Annotated in this window: 1 protein-coding gene; it reads right to left on the reverse strand. The window is 69.4% G+C overall.

What is annotated here, in order from left to right; all coding sequences use genetic code 11:
- Positions 1-17: 17 nt before the first annotated feature.
- Positions 18-1,076, reverse strand: a complete 1,059-nt coding sequence (locus ACWENR_RS30775; RefSeq protein WP_452280442.1) for an IS110 family transposase — start codon at positions 1,074-1,076, stop codon at positions 18-20.
- Between the last annotated feature and the right edge of the window lie 246 nt (positions 1,077-1,322).

Below are 1,322 nucleotides of genomic sequence, written 5' to 3' on the forward strand. Positions count from 1 at the left end.
CGATGCTCCTATGGTTGTCAAGGGGTGTGGAGAGCGGCGAAGTCGGCAAGGAGGGCGGTGTGGACCTCGCGGACGACGTATCGCTTGAGGCATCGCATGATCTCTTTCTTGCCGAGGCCCTGTTTGGTGCGTTTCTCGACGTAGGCGCGGGTGCGCAGGTCGTGGCGCATCCGGCTGAGCACGATGGTGTGCAAGGCGTTGTTCGCGGCTCTGTCGCCGCCGCGGTTGAGGCGGTGGCGGTCGATGCGTCCGCTGCTGGCGGGTATCGGGGCGGCGCCGCAGAGGTGGGCCAGGGCTGCTTCGGAGCGGAGCCGGTCGGGGTTGTCGCCGGCGGTGGTCAGCAGTTGCCCTGCGACTTCCGGTCCTGCGCCGAACAGACGGCTCAGGGCCGGTGCGGTGCGGGCGACGGCGGGGCGCAGTCGTCGATCGGCGTGGGCGATCTCGGCGTTGAGCGCGGTGATCCGAGCGGCGATCGAGGCGAGGGCGGCGTTCGTGGCATGGACCGGGTCGGTGAGTGCGGACTCATCGGCACGTAGGTCGACGCATCGTTGGACGAGCGCGGCTCCGGTGAGGCCGGCCAGATCCTCCCGTAGTGCGTCGGGCGCGGAGGTGATCAGGCCGTGGAGCTGGTTGAGGGCTGCGGTGCGAGCCTTGACCGCGCCGCGGCGTGCTACCCGCAGGACACGGATCGCCTCGACCGGGCCGGTGCGGGTCTTCGGGATACCAGTGGCCTGCCCCGACAGGGCCGTGCGGGCGGCGGCGAGGGCATCGATCGGGTCGGACTTGCCCTTACTCCGGCGAGTCTTGCGGTCAGGACGGTCGATCTCGACGACGGTGATGCCCGACGCGCTCAGGTGCCGCGCCAGGCCGGCGCCATAGGCGCCGGTGCCCTCCACCCCTACCTTGACCACCCGGCCGAAGGCGCGCAGCCAGAGCAGCAGCTGCTGATATCCGGCTGCGGTGGCCGGGAACTGCTGGTCACCGAGCACCCGACCCGCCTGGTCGACCGCTGCGGCGTGGTGAGTCTTGCCGTGGGTATCAACCCCACCCGTGACCTGGCGCTTCTTGGCTGTCATCCTGGGTACCGTCGTCCCTTTCGCTTGCACCGACAGGGTCGGCACGCACTCGCCGGGACGGGCGGACAGGACAGTGACGGGGCCTCTTGCACAGGCTCCTATCAGGTCACGACGCCCCTGCCAGTGACGTGCAGGACGGGGTCACCCGGAACCGATCGACGAATCGCACAGCAGGACAGCATCGTCGGTCAGGCGGTGAGTCAGACCAGACCGGGTGACCCCACCTACATCCTCACTGTCAGGCGG

Source organism: Micromonospora sp. NPDC004336, from assembly GCF_053602615.1.

Excerpts from the sequence above, each read along its gene's own strand:
- ACWENR_RS30775 (WP_452280442.1), bottom strand. The coding sequence starts at position 1,076 with ATGACAGCCAAGAAGCGCCAGGTCACGGGTGGGGTTGATACCCACGGC.